This is a genomic window from Nioella sp. MMSF_3534 (genome assembly GCF_030732985.1).
In the GTDB taxonomy this organism is placed as follows: domain Bacteria; phylum Pseudomonadota; class Alphaproteobacteria; order Rhodobacterales; family Rhodobacteraceae; genus Nioella.
This window is the reverse complement of the sequence record NZ_JASHJX010000015.1, coordinates 65,998-80,791: the sequence shown is the minus strand read 5'-3', so window position 1 is coordinate 80,791 and position 14,794 is coordinate 65,998. Positions and strand designations below refer to the sequence as shown.

The window sequence follows — 14,794 nt, the reverse complement described above, 5'->3', positions numbered from 1 at the left end:
CGTGTCCAAGATCCTCGCCTAAGCGACCGGATCACCAAGACTAACGAAAAGGCCCGCTCAACCGAGCGGGCCTTTTTGATTGGGCGTATGGCTCTTCCTCCGAAGTGACGGGCATGGAACTGGCCCGCGCGAATAATTCGATTTAGTTGACATGTGTTAATGTTGCGATGTCGTATGATGTGCTTCCATCCTCTTTGCCACACATCTTGTTGGCAAATGGAGGAAACGATCATGACAACACCATTTAACAAGTTTCTGCTGAAAACGGTCTCTGCTTTCGCGCTTGGCGCTATCGTTGCAACGGGGGCCATTGTTGCTCCGGCCTCGTTTGGGTTTGATGCTGCTTGGGCCGACGAGGATGGCGATGGTGAAGGGTCCAACGGCGGAAATGGCAACGCGGGCGGTCAGGGCCAGGGTGGCCAAGGTGCGCAAAGCGGGCAAGGCAATCAAGGGGGCCAGGGTCAAGGCCATGGCGGACCCGGTGAGGACTCCGACGGAGTTGGCCCACAGGCGGGTGGCCCATCGGACAGCGCGGGTGGCGGGCGGCCGCCCTGGGCGTCGGAAGGCATTCCGGAGGTGGAGCTTGGACGCCTGAGCGTCGCGCGCTCGCCAGATCATGTTCTCGATCGCGCCTACGACGAGGCGATGCTGACGATTGCGGATATGGCAGATTTCTACAACCTGTCGCTGGAAGACATGATCACGGAACTGTCCTTGAACTGGGATGACATCGCCCTGATCGATTCGCCGCTTCAGAACCTGGCGATCTTCCGTGATGCGCTGGATGGCGGAATCGACCTCAGTGCCTACGGGATCACCAATGACACGTTCACGATCATGGCTGTGACGCTTGGCGTTGCGTCTGACAAGACCGTGCCGATCACGGCGGAAACGGCCTACGCTATCTCTGTCATATTCGAGATGCCCATGACCGAAGCTGAGGCCGTGGCGTTGGCAACGGCGGCCGAGTCCATCCGAATCGCGGTCCTTGCAGGCCACGGTTGATACCAGCCGCGCGGCGCCGTCTGCACAAGGGGCGCCGCGCATCACGGAAACCCGACAGATTGGAGGACATGATGTCCCTTGAGACTTTGAGCAATCTTGCAACGCGCGCGGGCCTCTCGGCCTTGGCCATTGCGGCTGTGATTGGCGCGACCGCTCTGCCTGTTGGTATCTTGGTGAATGGTAGTCCCGCATTTGCGGATCAGCATTCCGGCCCCGGCGAAGGCCCCGGCGAAGGCGCAGGGGGTGGTTCCGGAGGATCGGGTGGCGGCCATGATGACGGTGGCCATGATGATGATGGCCACGATGATGGGGGTCATGAAGGTGGTGGCCACGAAGGCGGTCAGGGTGGCCACAACGATGGCGGCCACGATAGCGGCGATCACGGGGGAGAAGGCCAAGGCCAGGGTGGTTCCGCGCAAGGGGGCGGCGGTGAAGGCGGCATGGACTCCCGCCCGACATGGGCCGGAGAGGGAATTCCCGAGGTGGAACTTGGTCGACTGAATGTCGCCCGCTCGCCTGATCACGTCCTTGAACGCGCCTATAACGAAGCGCTTGCCACCATGACGCCCGAGATGATCGCGTTCTACAACCTGTCCATGGATGATATGCTTGATCAGTTGGTAAACAACTGGGACGGCGTCTCATTCATCGATTCGCCTCTTCAGAACCTGTCGATACTCGAAGCGCTCATGACAGGCGAAGCCAGCCCCGCATCCTTGGGAATCAGTAATGATGCGATGACACTTGCGGCGGTCGCTTTGGGCGCAGCGTCGGACAAGAGTATTCCTATTTCGGAAGATACGGTGGTCGCGCTGTCTGTCATCATGGAGATGGACATGTCACCGCAACAGGTCGCAGATCTGGCCACAGCGGCAGAGGCAGTGCGCCAGGCGATCGCTGAAGGCCACGGTTGACATTACTGCAACGCATCCAACGCCCGGAGAAGGTTTCCCTTCTCCGGGCGTTGACCCTTATTGATTGGTCGAGTTAACTATTTTCCGAGAAGATATTCCAACCGAGTCGCTATATTGATGAGCGGGCACCTGGATCGGAGAACAAGAATGATACGTGGGACAAAACGAGTTTTGGCAATTCTGGCCGCTGTTGCGACGGGGATTGCATCGTCTGTGGCGAGCGCTCAGACGGCAAGCGTAACATACGGGCCATACGGTCGGCTGTCGTTTGGCACATCCGCAAGCGACTACGATGATGGGCGATGGCAGAACGGTGGCGGAGATCCCACCATCTTCTTTGATCTTGGCGATGACTCTGGCGGTTTCGGGGAAATCGCACTTGGCTTTGATTGGCAGAACGGCTTTCGCGGGGAACTGGCGCTCAGCCGGTTCGGAGATACGGACGCTTTGGGTCCGTGTGTCTCGGTTTCCAATGCGACACCCTGCAATGATCACGCGGATATTTCCGGAGGCTCGGTCAACAGCACGGTCGTGATGGGGAATGTCTATTACGCACCGTTCGAACATCGTGGAAACGCCTCGGTGTTCCAGCCTTTCCTGGTCGCAGGTATCGGTTTTTCACGCAATGAAGTCAGTGAATGGACACGCGCCGCGAATCCCGGCAGCCCCTCCACTCGTCCGTTCCGTAGTTTTGAAGGCAATACCGATACGCAGTTCGCGTGGTCCGTCGGTCTTGGGGCCGCATGGCAGATCTCGCGTCCCGGCCAGCATCCGGTCATTGTCGAGGCATCCTGGCGATACTTCGATCTCGGGGAAGCTTCGGGCGGGTCCACGCCTCTGCCCGGCAATGGGGCCGGCGCACCGCTTGTGCCGTTGACATACGAAAACACCCGTCAGGTGTTCAGCCTGGGCATTCGAATTCCGCTTCAGCGTCTCTGATCCGACCGATCATGAAGGTCAGGGAAGGGCCGCCCTCCGGGGTGGCCCTTCTCTTTTTGTCTCGATGAGATATAACCGTGTCTCAACCAAGGGAGGGTGTCATGGACAAAGCCGCGATCTGAACCGTTTCCATTCAGACAAGAAAGGCCCATTCCATGGATGACCTATACCCCTCGCCAGACACCGTGCACCCGGTTCCCTTGCCCGATGGCAAAGTTCACGCGGGGACAGTTTTTCTCAAGCCCGTGATCGACCACCCCCGATGGGACATCGGGGCCTACAGCTATGCCAGCGCCCACCATCCCCCGTCGGATTGGGCATTTCACCTTGCGCCCTATCTCTATGATTTCTCGCCCGAGCGGCTGATCATCGGCAAGTTCTGCCAGATTGCCGACGGGGTGCAGTTCATCACCGCATCGGCCAATCACCGCTATGACGGGTTCACCAGCTTCCCCTTCGCGATCTTCGGAGGCGGGCCCGCTGCCGGACGGCCCTCGATGCCGGGGCCCGGTCCCGACACGGTGATCGGCCATGATGTTTGGCTGGGGCAGGGGGTGCGGGTGCTGCCCGGTGCCCGGATCGGCAGTGGCTGCATCATCGGCAGCGGCGCGGTCGTGTCGGGTGAGATCCCGCCCTATGCCATTGTCGCGGGCAATCCCGCACAGGTGATCCGAATGCGGTTCTCCGAGGACATCATCGCCTGCCTGCTGGAGCTTTGCTGGTGGGACTGGCCGATTGAACGCATCTTGCAGAACGAGGAGGCCCTGTGCGCGGGCAACCTGCGCCTGCTGCAAGGCGCGTGAGGCATCGGCAGCTTTCCCCGCATAGCCCGGCCCAAGCATGGCCCCCTGGGTCAGCCCGTGATAGGCTGGCCCAGGACATTCAAAAGGTACGACACCATGATCCGTTCCACCCTGACTGCATTTGCCCTCACCCTCGCGCTGATCGGTGGAGGTGCCCCTGCGGATGCGCAACAGCGCGTGAGCGAACAGCTGATCCTGTCTGTGGAGCAAGAACTGCCGAACTATGTGCAGGGGGTCGATGTACGGTCCCTGTCGGCGGGACAGATTGCATCGCTTCATGCCGTTCTGCACAGCAGTCGCTCCCCCTCCCGAATCCGGGGGCAGGTCATTGCCATTCTCGGGGGGCTGGATGTGCTCTTGTTCGGGCGCAATCTGGCGGCACTCTGATCTCGCGCAATGTCTTGGGCCGTGTCCGCTGCTAGCTTGCGGACATGAGACTCGATCTTACCCTTCTGACACTTGGCGTCCTGTTTCTGGTTGGCCTTGCCGCCGATGAGATCGGGCGGCGTACACGCTTGCCACGCGTGACGTTGCTGCTGCTGGCCGGTGTGGTTGCGGGCAGATCGGGGCTGGATCTCGTGCCTTCAGAGGCGGAGGCGTGGTACGAATTCCTGTCTGTGTCGGCCCTGACCATGGTCGCGTTCCTGCTTGGCAGCGCATTGACCCGGCGAAACCTTGCCGCGCACGGGACCGAGATCGTGGTGATTTCAATCAGCATCGTGCTGGTGACGTTGCTGGTCGTTGCGGGAGGTCTGGCACTGATTGGCGTCCCGCTCGTTCTGGCCCTGCTTCTGGGGGCGATTGCCACCGCCACCGCGCCCGCCGCGACCGAGGACGCGATCCGCCAGTCGGGCATGACCGGCGCTTTCCCCGACAAGCTGCGCGGCATCGTCGCCGTGGATGACGCCTGGGGATTGCTTGCCTTCAGCCTGATGGCTGTTGCAGCGGGCGAGCTATATGGCAACGGCCATGAAGGGGTATTGCTGGACGCGCTGCGCGAAATCGGCGGGGCGCTGCTGCTTGGGGCTGTCATCGGGGGGCCGGGGGCGATGCTGACGGGCCGGATCAAACCGGGGGAACCCTTGCAGACCGAGGCGCTCGGCCTTGTCTTTCTGACCGCAGGGCTGGCGATCTGGCTGGAGGTCTCTTACCTGCTTGCGGGGATGACGGCGGGCATGCTGATCGTCAATTTTGCCCGGCATCATCGGCAGGCCTTCCACGAGATCGAAAACGCCCGATGGCCCTTCATGGTGCTGTTCTTTCTGCTGGCGGGCGTGTCGCTGGAACTGGGGCACCTGGCCACCATGGGCGGTCTCGGGCTCGCCTATCTGACGCTGCGCATTGCAGCGCGCATCGTCGGCGGCTGGATCGGCGCGCGGCTTGGGGGGGAAAGCGCAGTGGAACGCCCCTGGTTCGGTATCGCCCTTCTGCCGCAGGCTGGCGTGGCGATCGGCATGGCGCTGGTCGCGGCGGAAAGCTTCCCCGACTGGGGGGATACGATCATCACGCTGACCATCGGAACAACGGTCGTGTTCGAGCTTCTGGGGCCTCCCGCCACGCTATTTGCGCTACGCCGCGTTGCCGGGAAAGAAAGCGGTCAGCCGCCTGCAAAGGGGCCTTGATTCCGCCTGTGCGATGCCTTAACCGGTGGCTCCAGTACAGGGGTGTAGCTCAGTTGGTAGAGCAGCGGATTCCAAATCCGCAGGCCGCGGGTTCGAATCCTGCCGCCCCTGCCACTCGAAAAGCCCGGCGGTTCTCGCCGGGCTTTTTCTTTCGATCCTGCCCGAAGGCCCCACGCGGTCACAGATCGTAGTAGTCTCGGTACCACTCGACGAACCTTGCCACGCCATCCGCGACCGAGGTCGATGGGATGTGGCCGGTCAGGCGTTTCAGAAGCGTGGTCTCCGCCCATGTCGCGGGCACATCGCCGGGTTGCATGGCCATCAGGTTCTTGCGGGCCGCGCGACCGGTTGCCGCTTCGATTGCCGCAATGAACTCCATCAATGGGACCGGGTTTGAATTCCCGATATTGACGACCCGATAGGGGGCGACGGGCGACAGGCTATCGCCCTCCGGTGGTGCGGTGCCATCAGTCGGGCGAACCGGGGCAACGTCGATCAGTTTCTCGATTCCGGCAACGAGATCATCCACATAGGTGAAATCCCGCTGCATCTTTCCGTGATTGTAGACGTCGATCGGCTCATCCGACAGAATCGCGCGTGTGAATTTGAACAGCGCCATGTCGGGCCGTCCCCACGGACCGTAGACCGTGAAGAAGCGGAACATCGTAGTGGGCAGGCCGTAGAGATGTGCATAGCTATGCGCCATGACCTCATTGGCCTTCTTGGTGGCCGCATAGAAAGACATCTGGGTGTCGGCCTTGTCCGTTTCCGCATAGGGCATGTCCGGGTTCGCCCCGTAGACCGAACTGGTGGAGGCCAGCAGCAGATGCGCGGGCGGATAGGCGCGCGCGGCTTCCAGCAGGCGGAAGGTGCCGATCAGGTTGGCCTCGACATAGCTTTCCGGTGCCTCGATGGAATAGCGCACCCCCGCCTGCGCCGCGAGGTGGATGACCGCATCGGGGCGATGGTCGGAAAACAGCGTTTCCAGCAGGCCGGGCTGTTCGATCCGGTCATTGATGGCCCGAAAGCGGCGCGACCGGAGCAGCATCGCCTGCCGCTTTTCCTTGAGCGCGACGTCGTAGTAGTCGGTCATCGCATCCACACCGATCACCCGCCATCCGGCATTCAGAAGCGTCGACGAGAGGTGAAAGCCGATGAAACCGGCAGACCCCGTCACAAGTGCGGTGCGCTGTGGCTGGGGCATGTGAAAGGCCTTCGTCATCTACTGAAAAGCGTGGTTTTTGCAGTTGTGTACAGGCTTGCAGCAGCTTTGAAAACTGATAGCTCACATGCCGCTTCGCAGCGTTGACGTGTCAGATAGCAAACAGACACGTATTCGCCCGGGTATGATGGTATCTTCGGCAGCATACCGCGCGGCGGCGAGAGACTTCTTGTGCCTTATGACAGGGATCGCTAAAGTCAAAGAGGCTGAAAAAGTGGCATTGTGCGTTTCTGTTGTCACTTGAAACGGCTTTTTATGGGCGAATGCCCAAAAAAAGGCATTCTGAAAGCAATCCTGCGAATGTTTCGCGGTTTATTAAGTCCGTAGGTAGTTCTGCATGCTGAGCCTGGTCAAATCCCTGACGCGAAATCAGAAAAGAAACGTCCTTCTGATCCTCGACCTTGGCCTGGTTCCGCTTGCGCTTGTTTTCACCTTTGCGGTTCAGGCGGATCCGCGCACGCCTCTGGAAACCCTGTCGCTGCTTCTTCCCGTGCTGCCATATTTGCTGGCTGTCGCGGCTGGCGTGGCCATCGCCCTGGGCATTCCACAGATCCAGCTCAATGCCTATGAAGGGCGGGCTCTGGCGAAGACGGCCGTTTTCGCCGCGTATCTCGGGGCAAGTCTGGCGGGATTGGGGTGGCTTTTCCAATTGAATGTTCCGATCGGGAACAGCATCGTCTTCGCAATCTGCTTCTTCATGTTCTCGGCGGTCAGTCGTGTTGTCATGTACCAGATCGTGGTTGCGATCTACCGGCGTGAAATTCCGCGATGCAGGGTGTTGATCTACGGGGCAGGCACAACGGGCACCCAGTTGGCCACAGCCCTGAGAACCCATGAGGGGATCGACCCGGTTGCCTTCGTGGATGACAATACCGCCTTGCAGGGCGTTCTGATTGCCGGCCTGCCGGTCTACACGCCCGCCAGTATCGCGCGGATCGTTCAGGAAAAGAGCATTCGCCGCGTCCTTCTGGCGATCCCGTCTCTCAGCCAACCCAAGCAGGCACAGATTGCGCGCCGCCTGCAAAAAATGGGGCTGGAGGTGCAGACACTCCCCTCCTTCGCGCAGCTGATCGGGGAAGAGCCGCTGGTCGAGAAGCTGACCCCGGTAAAGCCCGCCCAGTTCCTCGGCCGGGCACCCGTTGTCACCTCGCTCGGGGATGAGGGAAACAGCTACTCCGGCCGCACGGTCCTGATCTCCGGCGCAGGCGGTTCTATCGGGGCAGAACTGTCACGTCAGGTTCTGGCCTGCCGTCCCAAGAAGCTCATCCTGTATGAGTTGAGCGAATATGCCCTGTTCAATATCGACATGGAACTGCGTCCGATGGCCGAGGAATCGGGTGTGGAGCTGGTTTCTGTCCTGGGCTCGGTAGCGGACGCACGTCAGGTTCGGTTGGTTCTGGACGAATACCATGTGCAGATCGTCGTGCACGCAGCCGCCTACAAACATGTTTCCCTGGTCGAGGCCAATCCCCTGTCGGGGTTGTCCAACAACGTTCTTGGGACCCAAACCCTCGCAAGAGAGGCCGAATCCGCCGGCGTGGAACGTTTCGTGCTCGTGTCGTCGGACAAGGCCGTGCGCCCGTCCTCCGTCATGGGCGCTTCGAAACGGCTGGCGGAACTGGTGGTGCAGGATCTGGCCATTCGCACCACTGGGACGATTTTCTCGATCGTCCGGTTCGGTAATGTGCTCGGATCCTCTGGCTCCGTCGTGCCGATCTTTCAGGAACAGATCAGCCGCGGCGGGCCGGTCACCGTGACCCACAAGGACGTTCGCCGTTATTTCATGACGGTCCGCGAAGCCGTGCATCTGGTCCTGCGCGCCGGGGCCATGGCCTCTGGCGGCGAGGTATTCGTTCTGGACATGGGCGAAGAGGTGTCCATTGAACGGCTTGCCCGACAGGTCATCGAGAGTTCCGGATACACCGTGCGGGACGAAAACAACCCAGACGGGGATATCGAGATTTCCTTCATCGGGCTGCGTCAGGGTGAGAAGCTCCGCGAGGAGTTGACGCTTAGCAAGGATCGGCTGACCACGGCTCATCCCAAGATCTTTGCTGCCCGTGAACAGGCCTTGTCCGAGATCGAGGTGGCATCGGCCTTGCGCAGCTTGCGAGAAGCGATTTCCGGCGGCGATAAGGCAGCTGCATTTGCGGTGCTCGATCGTTGGATCGAGGGCCGCGACGCACAGAATGCCGCAACCCTTCAGGGTGGCAATTAAGCCTTGATCAAGGTCTGTCACCTGAAAGACGCGCTTCGGGCAAAAGCGTCCGAAGCGGCAGAGGCGCAAGCTTGATCATGCCCCGGCGCGCGTGGTCTAAGAACCTCAAAGCAGGAGAACGGGTGTGCGCGGATTTCTAGATTTCGGGGGTATTGCAAAACCTGCCATTGCAGCCGTCACGGTGATCCTTGGCGGTCTCTTCGGCCCTGTTGCGCAGGCCGATATCATCGGCACCCCTGTGTCAGGCCCGCGTCCCACGCTCAACTTCTATGGCACCGCTGGCCTGATCGACATGCCATCGGCCGAGGTCATGCCGGACGGCGAGTTCTCGACCACGATCTCGCATTTCGGCGGCATCACCCGCAATACGCTGAGCTTTCAGATATCGCCCAGATTGTCAGGATCGTTCCGCTACTCTGCGACTGAGGGGCTGAACCTTGCCGGGTTCGAAACCTATTTCGACCGCAGTTTCGACCTGCGCTACCAGCTTTTGCAGCAGCAGGAGGGCGGCTGGTGGCCCTCGGTCGCCATCGGGTTGCAGGATTTCGTGGGCACCGGGATCTACGCGGGCGAATACATTGTCGCCAGCCGGTCATTCGGGGATACGCTTACGGTGACCGGCGGTGTTGGTTGGGGGCGTTTGGGCAGCTACAATTCCTTCGGCGCACCGTTCAGCAATGTGCGGCCGAGCTTTGTGCCCGGCGATACCGGCGGCGAAATCTCTTATGATCAGTGGTTTCGGGGCCAGGCGGCTTTCTTTGGCGGCATCGAATGGCAACCGACGGACCGGCTTGGGGTGATCGTCGAGTATTCCTCGGACGCCTACCGGACCGAAACCGCACAGGGCGTGTTCGAACGCCGGTCACCGTGGAACTTTGGTGTTGAGTACCAGGTGAACCGCTCGCTTCGACTGGGGGCCTACTATCTCTATGGGTCCGAAGTCGGTGTGAACCTCGCTTTCAGCTTCAATCCAAGCCGTCCCGTTACGCCAGTCAGCAATCGCCCGGTTCCCGGCCCGTTGGCCATCCGTCCCGATCCGGCTGAAAACCCTGACCTTTGGACCGTGGACTGGGTAGAGAACCCGCGTGCGCGCCCTGCGCTCGGGGAACGGTTGCGGGAAGCGCTCGAAGCCGAGGGGCAGGACCTTATCGCATATGATCTGGGGGCCTATGAGGCAGAGATCCGGATCGAAAACACCCGTTACACCGCCGTTGCGCAGGCGCTTGGCCGGTCCGCGCGGGTGATGGCGGAAATCCTGCCACCTTCGGTCGAAACCTTCCATATCACCCTGCTGGACGAAGGGCTCGCCGTCTCCACCCTGACATTGCGCCGGTCGGATATGGAGGCGCTGGAGCAGGAGCCGAATGCAACCGAGGCGCTGCAGGCGGTTGCAGGCCTGCGGGCTGCGCAGCCGACCGAGGCGGAAGACCTCGTGGACGGCGTGTTCCCCCGCTTTGACTGGTCTCTGAGGCCCTATACGCGGACCAGCTACTTTGACCCTGACAACCCCATTCTCATCAACCTGGGTGTGCGTCTGTCTGCGTCCTACGAGTTCCATCCCGGATGGAGAATTGACGGCGCACTGACCCAGAGACTGGCTGGTAATCTCGATCAGGCGCGCACCTCGCCGTCTAATCTGCCGCCGGTCCGGACCAGCAGCCCGCTTTACGACCGGCAGACCGGCATTGCGGTGGAAAGGCTGACCTTTTCTCATGCCCGCAGCCTCGGCAATGATCTCTATGGCCGTGTGACCGTGGGGTATCTGGAGCGGATGTATGGCGGCCTGTCGGCCGAACTGCTGTGGCGCCCGGTCAACAGTCGCCTCGCGCTTGGGGCCGAGATCAACTATGCCCGACAGCGTGACTACGATATGGGGCTGGGTTTCAGGGATTACGGCGTCGTGACCGGGCATGTGTCGGCCTATTACGACATGGCCAATGGCTATCATGTCCAGATAGATGCCGGGCGCTATCTTGCCGGGGACTGGGGTGCCACATTGTCCATCGACCGGGAGTTCCGCAATGGCTGGCGCGTTGGTGCCTTCATGACCCTGACCGATGTGTCGACCGAGGATTTCGGCGAAGGCAGCTTCGACAAGGGCATCCGCTTCTCGATACCTGTGACCTGGTTCACCGGGCAGCCGAGCCGCCAGTCCGTCGGCACCACGATCCGGCCGATCACCAGGGATGGCGGGGCGCGGCTTGGCGTGCCAGACCGTCTTTATGAACGGGTCCGGGATGGGCACCTGGGTAATATCGACGATCAATGGGCGCAGGTGTGGCGATGAAGCGAGTTCTGGCACTCATGGCGCTCTTGGCACTTGCGGGATGCGGGCAGGACGCGGCGAACAGCCCGTATGCGGCCGCGTTCGAGCAGATTCGCGGCGGCTTGTTCAACCGGGGCGATGCGCCCTCGCAGTTTACGGCAACACGCGCCTCGTTGGCCGAGGCGGGCATCACGGCCCCTGTGCTTGTTGTCCGTATGCCGGATGCGGGTATTTCCGTGGGTTTGCTGGAATACGGCACGAACCGCGATGTTACCATCTGGCGCAGCCTCGATGGCAACACTGTCAGCACCGCCGCTGGCCTATTGCGGAATACGCGGGGATTCGGCACCGATCTGCACAGCCTGGAGACCGAAGCGCTGCATCGCGCCCTGTCACAGGGGCAGCCGGCAGAGTATTCCCGCCTGTTCCGGGCGCTTGACGGCGAGGGGCAGCTTCACGCGATTCGTCTGTATTGCTCGCTCACTCCCGAAGGCAGCGAAACGGTCGACATCCTTGGTCGCAGCTACGCCACCCGCCGGTTCAGCGAGACATGTCATGCGGATGGGCGTGACACACCGGTTTTCGTGAACACCTATTGGCAAGGAAGCGACGGTGATTTGTGGCAATCGCGTCAATGGGCTGGTCCGGAATTGGGCTATGCCAATCTGGAACGCGTGATAAACTAGCATCTATCGCAAAAATCAGCCGAGACGCGCTTGCGCGGATTGAATCACGACAGCCATCGTGTTAGCTGAAGATAAGTAGTGTATTGGAGACTGACCCGATGAAAATCTCGAAAACCATTTTTGCAGCTACGGCCGTTTCCGCATTCTGCGTGACCGCCGCAAGCGCTCTTACCGTGGACCAGTGTGAACAGCTCGGCGGCAATGTCGATCTGGTAGAAGCTGAGTGCGAACTGACCGCAGCTCAGGAAGACGAAGCGCGCGCATTGGGCTGGCTGCCCGGTGGTAGTGCTGCTGCGACTGCAACTGCAACCGGTCTTGGCACCGTCGCAGGCAGCGGTGGCCTTCTTGCTGCCGGTGGCGGCCTGATCCTGACCGCGGTCCTGATCGGCGATGGTTCCTCTTCGACCACGACCTCTGGCAGCTAATCCGTTCGCCAGACGAAAAGAATTCGGGCGGCTCCTTTGGGCCGCCCTTTTCTTTGTAAGCGCGTTTGATGGCGTATCGCGATCAGGGCAATGACGCGCGTGCTGCGCGGCCGGACCATCGGACGGCCTGCCGGGGGGCGACCTAGCCAGACTGACCGTCCGATGCCATGAACTCGTGGATCAGTTCGGAAACAGACGGGCTGTGTGCGGGCAGGTTGAAGAACCCATGCCCAACATTCGGATATCCCACGAAGCTGCAACGATCCGGCGGCCACAAGGCGCAGAAAGCCTTTGAGGTGGCGATCGGAACAACATTGTCGTCACTGCCGTGAACCGTCAGGCAGCGCAGGCTGTTCATCCGGTGCCAGCCTTTCCATCGCTGCATCGGAGATATGTCCGGAAGGCCTTCGGGCGGGACAACGCGATTGCAGAAGCCGCCCTTCGCAGTATCCGTCACCGGATTGAGCAGAATAAGGCCGCTTACCCGGTCGGGCGCAGCAAACACCGCATCCAGCGCCAGAAGGCCACCAAACGACGCGCCCATGACGAACAGACTCGACTCGGGCGGCGCTTTGCGGCGGCTCCAGTTCAGCGCATGGCTGGCATCCGCCAGCATCTGTTTCAGCGTTGCCCTGTTCCGGTTCAGAGTGCGGTATTCGGCAGCGATGATGGTGAGTTCCGGGTGCTCCCTTGCAAGCTCCGTGCAGAAGGGGACCAGCATCTCCGGTCGTCCATCCACCCCACCCCCGCCGTGAAAGGCGAGGATCCGGGCCTTTTCCCTTATGCTTGCCGGGCACACCAACGCGGATTGGCGCCAGCGAATTCTGGTAGAGGAGAAATGCAGCGGATTCTTCCCTTCCTTCACGAGCCCATCATGTTGCGGTTGTGATGTTCGATGGCTTCATCAAGGTCTTCGTAATAGATGGCGCGCCCCCCTTCCAGAACCACACCGACGTTGCACATGTCGCGCAGCTGCTCTGTATTGTGGCTCACCATGAACGCGCCGGCTGTTTCCATGCGCTCCAGGAACAGTCTTTGGCTTTTCTCACGGAAAGCCATGTCACCCACCGAGGTCACTTCGTCCACCAGATAGGTGTCGAACGGAATTCCCATGGACACCCCGAAAGACAGGCGAGATCGCATGCCCGAAGAATAGGATCTGAACGGCAGGTAGTAGTGCTGCCCAAGTTCGGCGAATTCTTCGACAAAAGCAGCGAGCTCTTCGGTGTCGACCCCGTAGACACGGGCAATGAACTTGGTGTTCTGGAAGCCCGTCAGATCCGGGTGGAACGATCCCGCAAAGCCGACCGGCCACGAGATCGAGCCGCTGGACCTGATTTCGCCTGACGTTGGATCCATAGCGCCCGAGATCAGCTGCAGAAGTGTCGACTTCCCAGCCCCGTTGCGCCCCAGAAGAGCCACCGAACTGTTGGTTGGCAGGGCAATGTTCAGGTTGTCGATCACAACCCTGCGCCGCCCGTTCAGGACGAACTCTTTTCGCAGGTTTCGAAACTCGATCATCTTTTCGGTCTCGTCACCGTCTGTCTCTCAGGCTGTATGCCACGAGAATTACCACGGTCCAGATCAGAAAGGCAAAGATGGAGATCGTGATCAGCTTTACCGGTCGATCCGGAAAGCCGGAGCTTTCCGCCAAGGACGGGCGCACATGGGCCGCAAGATAGCGACTCTGCCGTCGAGCCTCGTTGCGGGCACCATCGAAGGCCGCGAGGGCGGTGGTGTAGGCCTGCTCGGCGAACTCGCGGTCGACCTGCAGGCGCTCGTATTCGCCGACGAGATCGGCAAAGGCCACGCGCCCCGCCCCACTTGTGCCAAGGACGGCGCGCTCTGCATCGATGCGGTTTTCGATAACCGTGATGCGGCGCTCTGCCTGGGTAATCCTCGGGTCATCGTCCCGCGTGGTTGTGTCCCGAAGAATATCAAGCTCGATCAGCGCTTCGGCCAGTTGCGCCTGCAGGTTTGTCACCAGACCCATCTGGCCAGCCGTGTCGGCCGTCGGATCAACCGTCTGGTTTTCGTTGCGCCATTCAGCGAGGGCGATCCGTGCGCGGGCGAGGCGCTCCTCTGCCTGATCCAGCTCATCTCGGGCATAGCTGATCGCATCCTCTCGGGCGATGGCCGAGAGTTGGTTGATCATCGCGCTGCTTTCTTCGAAAATCAGCTGAGCAATCGACCGTGCGTCCTGGGGTGTGAAGGCCAGAACTTCAAGGTCGATCAGGCCGGTGCCGCTGGCATAATAGATGCGCACCTGGCGCTCCCAGTGATCCAGCAGGTCTTCGATGGTGCCGGGCGCGTGGTAGGCAAATACCGGATCGTCGGCAGGGTCCACGCGCGACCAGATCGACCTGAGATCGAGTTCCGTGTCGATTCTTTCGACAAGCTCCTGACTTTGCAGGAATTCATAGAGGATATCCGTGTCGGAAGAGCTTGACCCGGACAGGTTCGTGATACCGCCCAAAAGCTCGATTGCAGAACTGGAATCCTCGGTGCGCACCGAAAAGCCGACACGGGAAATATACTGGTCAGCAGCACGGAACCACAGGTAGTAGGCCGAGATTGCCGTCGGCAGAATGACCATGATCAGCAGGGAAAACACAAGTCCCCAATGCCGTGACCTCCATTTTGCGGTTGCTGCAACCGGTGTTGCTGCACGCTTGGGGCCAGTCTGATTTTCGC

Annotated in this window: 15 protein-coding genes and 1 tRNA gene; 11 read left to right on the top strand and 5 right to left on the bottom strand. The window is 60.7% G+C overall.

Features of this window, described 5'->3' with window-relative positions; all coding sequences use genetic code 11:
- Window positions 1-231 precede the first annotated feature (231 nt).
- Window positions 232-1,005 (top strand): hypothetical protein, encoded by a 774-nt coding sequence (locus tag RBB16_RS08500; protein ID WP_306045750.1) that lies wholly within the window; start codon window positions 232-234, stop codon window positions 1,003-1,005.
- Between the two features lie 41 nt (window positions 1,006-1,046).
- Here RBB16_RS08500 and RBB16_RS08495 read toward each other — a convergent pair whose 3' ends face one another.
- Entirely contained in the window at window positions 1,047-1,424 is a 378-nt protein-coding gene (locus RBB16_RS08495) for a hypothetical protein (protein WP_306045749.1), read from the bottom strand.
- 21 nt (window positions 1,425-1,445) lie between these two features.
- On the opposite strand from RBB16_RS08495, the gene RBB16_RS08490 reads away from it, so the two are divergent.
- From RBB16_RS08490 to RBB16_RS08465, 6 genes are all read left to right on the top strand, one after another.
- On the top strand, window positions 1,446-1,919 hold the full coding sequence (locus RBB16_RS08490; protein ID WP_306045748.1) for a hypothetical protein: 474 nt from the start codon (window positions 1,446-1,448) through the stop codon (window positions 1,917-1,919).
- A gap of 147 nt (window positions 1,920-2,066) precedes the next feature.
- Window positions 2,067-2,858: an outer membrane protein gene (locus tag RBB16_RS08485; protein ID WP_306045747.1), complete on the top strand. Its 792-nt coding sequence runs from the start codon at window positions 2,067-2,069 to the stop codon at window positions 2,856-2,858.
- 155 nt (window positions 2,859-3,013) lie between these two features.
- Window positions 3,014-3,661 (top strand): CatB-related O-acetyltransferase, encoded by a 648-nt coding sequence (locus RBB16_RS08480; RefSeq protein WP_306045746.1) that lies wholly within the window; start codon window positions 3,014-3,016, stop codon window positions 3,659-3,661.
- A gap of 96 nt (window positions 3,662-3,757) precedes the next feature.
- The gene (locus RBB16_RS08475; protein ID WP_306045745.1) at window positions 3,758-4,048 is read left to right on the top strand and encodes a hypothetical protein; all 291 of its coding nucleotides are present in this window, start codon (window positions 3,758-3,760) and stop codon (window positions 4,046-4,048) included.
- Window positions 4,049-4,092: 44 nt separating this feature from the next.
- Window positions 4,093-5,283 carry a cation:proton antiporter gene (locus RBB16_RS08470; protein WP_306045744.1) on the top strand — a complete coding sequence of 397 codons (1,191 nt, stop codon included), beginning with the start codon at window positions 4,093-4,095 and terminating at the stop codon, window positions 5,281-5,283.
- A 38-nt stretch (window positions 5,284-5,321) separates the two neighbouring features.
- A tRNA-Trp gene (locus RBB16_RS08465) sits at window positions 5,322-5,397 on the top strand.
- Between the two features lie 64 nt (window positions 5,398-5,461).
- Here RBB16_RS08465 and RBB16_RS08460 read toward each other — a convergent pair.
- Complete coding sequence (locus tag RBB16_RS08460; RefSeq protein WP_306045743.1) at window positions 5,462-6,487, bottom strand: NAD-dependent epimerase/dehydratase family protein; 1,026 nt, start codon at window positions 6,485-6,487, stop codon at window positions 5,462-5,464.
- A gap of 355 nt (window positions 6,488-6,842) precedes the next feature.
- On the opposite strand from RBB16_RS08460, the gene RBB16_RS08455 reads away from it, so the two are divergent.
- From RBB16_RS08455 to RBB16_RS08440, 4 genes are all read left to right on the top strand, one after another.
- On the top strand, window positions 6,843-8,723 hold the full coding sequence (locus RBB16_RS08455; protein ID WP_306045742.1) for a nucleoside-diphosphate sugar epimerase/dehydratase: 1,881 nt from the start codon (window positions 6,843-6,845) through the stop codon (window positions 8,721-8,723).
- 124 nt (window positions 8,724-8,847) lie between these two features.
- Window positions 8,848-11,010 (top strand): YjbH domain-containing protein, encoded by a 2,163-nt coding sequence (locus tag RBB16_RS08450; RefSeq protein ID WP_306045741.1) that lies wholly within the window; start codon window positions 8,848-8,850, stop codon window positions 11,008-11,010.
- Window positions 11,007-11,675, top strand: coding sequence for a YjbF family lipoprotein (locus RBB16_RS08445; RefSeq protein WP_158514341.1), 669 nt, complete (start codon window positions 11,007-11,009; stop codon window positions 11,673-11,675). Before RBB16_RS08450 ends, RBB16_RS08445 begins: the two co-directional genes overlap by 4 nt.
- A gap of 98 nt (window positions 11,676-11,773) precedes the next feature.
- Window positions 11,774-12,100 (top strand): hypothetical protein, encoded by a 327-nt coding sequence (locus RBB16_RS08440; RefSeq protein WP_071690912.1) that lies wholly within the window; start codon window positions 11,774-11,776, stop codon window positions 12,098-12,100.
- Window positions 12,101-12,242: 142 nt separating this feature from the next.
- Here the strand turns inward: RBB16_RS08440 and RBB16_RS08435 are convergent, their stop codons facing one another.
- The 3 genes from RBB16_RS08435 to RBB16_RS08425 form a co-directional block, all read right to left on the bottom strand.
- Window positions 12,243-12,899 carry an alpha/beta hydrolase gene (locus RBB16_RS08435; protein WP_306045751.1) on the bottom strand — a complete coding sequence of 219 codons (657 nt, stop codon included), beginning with the start codon at window positions 12,897-12,899 and terminating at the stop codon, window positions 12,243-12,245.
- A gap of 62 nt (window positions 12,900-12,961) precedes the next feature.
- Complete coding sequence (locus RBB16_RS08430; RefSeq protein ID WP_306045740.1) at window positions 12,962-13,621, bottom strand: ABC transporter ATP-binding protein; 660 nt, start codon at window positions 13,619-13,621, stop codon at window positions 12,962-12,964.
- A gap of 13 nt (window positions 13,622-13,634) precedes the next feature.
- Window positions 13,635-14,714: a capsule biosynthesis protein gene (locus RBB16_RS08425; protein ID WP_306045739.1), complete on the bottom strand. Its 1,080-nt coding sequence runs from the start codon at window positions 14,712-14,714 to the stop codon at window positions 13,635-13,637.
- Window positions 14,715-14,794: the final 80 nt, after the last annotated feature.